The organism is Micromonospora sp. ALFpr18c (assembly GCF_008868155.1).
Lineage (GTDB): Bacteria > Actinomycetota > Actinomycetes > Mycobacteriales > Micromonosporaceae > Micromonospora.
This window is the reverse complement of the sequence record NZ_WBKR01000379.1, coordinates 1-1,685: the sequence shown is the minus strand read 5'-3', so window position 1 is coordinate 1,685 and position 1,685 is coordinate 1. Positions and strand designations below refer to the sequence as shown.

General features: G+C 64.2%; 2 protein-coding genes. One reads left to right on the top strand and one right to left on the bottom strand.

What is annotated here, in order from left to right; all coding sequences use genetic code 11:
• Positions 1–28: 28 nt before the first annotated feature.
• The gene (locus F8271_RS31220) at positions 29–667 is read right to left on the bottom strand and encodes a thymidylate synthase (RefSeq protein ID WP_192580552.1); all 639 of its coding nucleotides are present in this window, start codon (positions 665–667) and stop codon (positions 29–31) included.
• Between the two features lie 445 nt (positions 668–1,112).
• Here F8271_RS31220 and F8271_RS31210 point away from each other — a divergent pair.
• On the top strand, positions 1,113–1,685 hold a 573-nt coding region (locus F8271_RS31210), incomplete at its 3' end, for a hypothetical protein (protein ID WP_151493363.1).

The window sequence follows — 1,685 nt, the reverse complement described above, 5'->3', positions numbered from 1 at the left end:
CTGATGGAGTGAGGGCCGGGTGAGCCTGCTAGCGCCCCGGTAAGCCGAAGACGTCGGGCCACCGCTGCGCGAGAAGCGTCTGGTAGAGATGTGGCAACGTCTCCAGTAGCTTCCGGTCGACGGCCGCTGACAGCGCGTGCTGCCGGTGCAGGTAGAAGATCGTGGCGACGTCCCGCCAGTAGTCGCTGAGCCCCATGGCCTCCGGCCGGGCCAGCGCCGACGGGCTGGAGCAGCCGTGCAGCCCATCCATGTAGTCGATCACCGCGTGGATCTGCGGCCAGCTGTCACCTTCGGGCATAGCCGGGAAGGCATCTGCCGGGTTCGTCATGCCGCGGGCCTCGGTGAGGACCCGCTCCGCCCGGTCGGCGTCGTTGAGATACAGGTGGTAGGAGCCCACCGAGTGCGTCAGACCGCCGACCTCGAGCCCCAACTGCCGTGCCATGACCTCCTGCATGCCGGTGAAGGAGAAGACGTCGCTGACCACGCCGACGAACGCGTCGTTGGCACGCATGTAGCTCTGACAGTGCAACGCACCGTCGCGCACGAAGAACTGCAGGCCCAGCGTGCACGCGACGTCGATGTTGTCGGGCACCAACGCCTCGCGGGGCTCATAGATGGTGATGACCGCGCGTTTGGAATCTCTGTCCCGGCGGAGTTCCTGTACCACCACATCCCATCCTCGACGCGGCCCTCACCGCCGTCGCCGAGTTTCTGCGCATCGACCCCGACCTGATCGCGGCCGCGGCCACCGGGTCGACGCCGGCCGCCTCCGGTGAACCGACCGCCGCGCAACTACGCACCTGGGTCGTCGGGCTGCCCGCTCGGGACAAGGATTCCATCCTGACCGACCTGATCACCGGCGGCGACAGCCACCTGCGCAACCGACTGCTGCGCCGCTACCGCGACGCGCAGCCCACCGAAGCGTCCACCCCGACGGCCGCCCGCACCGCCGGGGAACTACTCGCCACCGCCGCCGACCTGCGCGCCGAACGGGAACGCCTCGACGCCGAGCGGCGTGAACGCGACCGGGTTCGTTGAACCTGGCCCGAGCATGATCCGTTGAACTCTTTGGCGCGACACTGACGCGAGATCACCACACCCCAAGGAGCCACATGCTCAGCGACAAACAGACTCTCGAACTCTTCGCCGACCAAATCATCCTCAACCCGTGGGCGGTAAGCGTTGCTGCCTTTCTTGAGAAGAACCGCCCCGATTTAGGTGAAAGTACATTCCGACAGTGGTATTCGGGTCAGGTGCGGAGAGGCCAACTTCTCGGCAGTTGCTCGACTGATCGTCAAAATGCAATCGCCGGTTGGATGAACGATGATTATAAAGTTCGTGATGTAATGGCGTATCTCGACCTCCCCCCCGGGTACTCCCCCAGAAAATTCGCAGATGATAAAAAAATTGCCATCACCACCTTTCGGGATATCCTAAAGAAGGGCACTGGTGTTGTCGATCCCAACAGTACGTCGAAGGGGAAGGGTAAGGGGGTTGATGTCTGGTACAGGCTGGATGAGGAATATCAGCGCCGGCTGGGTCGCCGGCCTGTAGGTCCTGCGCCGAAGGGTTCAGTGGCGTCGCAGTCTCAGCACCCGCAGCCCTCGTCGTCTGCCCTGCCCTCCGGTCGATCAGGGTATACCCCCGCTGCAGCCGCCTTGTCATCAACTGCCGGTGCCAGCTCA